Annotated in this window: 2 protein-coding genes; both read right to left on the bottom strand. The window is 61.7% G+C overall.

Going from position 1 to position 582, the window contains the following annotated elements; all coding sequences use genetic code 11:
- The coding region (locus EOD07_RS36765; protein WP_245470645.1) for a CHC2 zinc finger domain-containing protein at positions 1–363 on the bottom strand (363 nt) is incomplete at its 3' end.
- Positions 364–501: 138 nt separating this feature from the next.
- Positions 502–582, bottom strand: an 81-nt coding sequence (locus EOD07_RS36760; RefSeq protein ID WP_206519681.1) for an RcnB family protein, incomplete at its 5' end; no start/stop codon positions are given.

Here is a 582-nt window from a genome sequence, read left to right as displayed (position 1 = left end):
CATCACATCGGTCAGGCTGGCGCGTTCCTTCTCGCGCCGTTCTTCCCGCTCATCGCGCACCGGCATCGGCACGCCGGCCATTTCGGCGATCTTCTCGACCGCCTCGGGAAAACTCATGCCGTCGAGTTCGGTGAGGAACTTGAAGTGATCGCCCGACACCGAACAGCCGAAGCAATGATAGCGGCCCTTCTTGTCCTCGCAATGGAAGGACGGGCTTTTCTCGCCGTGGAACGGGCAGCAGGCCCAATAGTCGCCGCGCGGCGCATTGGTCTTTTTCCTGTCCCACGCGACGCGCTGGCCGATCACCGATGAAATCGGCACACGGTCGCGTATCTCGTCGAGGAAGGCGGGCGGAAAGCGCATCGGGGAAACTCGTTTGCCCTCCATATAATCAGGCCGCCCGGGCACGGCCACTCTGACCAACCCATCGTACCCGCTTTTCACAGACGAAAAAGGCGGCCAAGCGGCCGCCTTCCTTCTGCATTCCGGATTGTCGCGAAATTAGTGCGCGGCGATCGCGCCGAAGATGATGCCGGAAAGGATGCTGACCAGCACGTAGTCGTTGCCGACGCGGATCCACTC

This window comes from Mesorhizobium sp. M2C.T.Ca.TU.002.02.1.1, assembly GCF_003997225.1.
The sequence above is the reverse complement of the archived record's forward strand: the minus strand, read 5'-3'. Positions and strand labels throughout refer to the sequence as shown.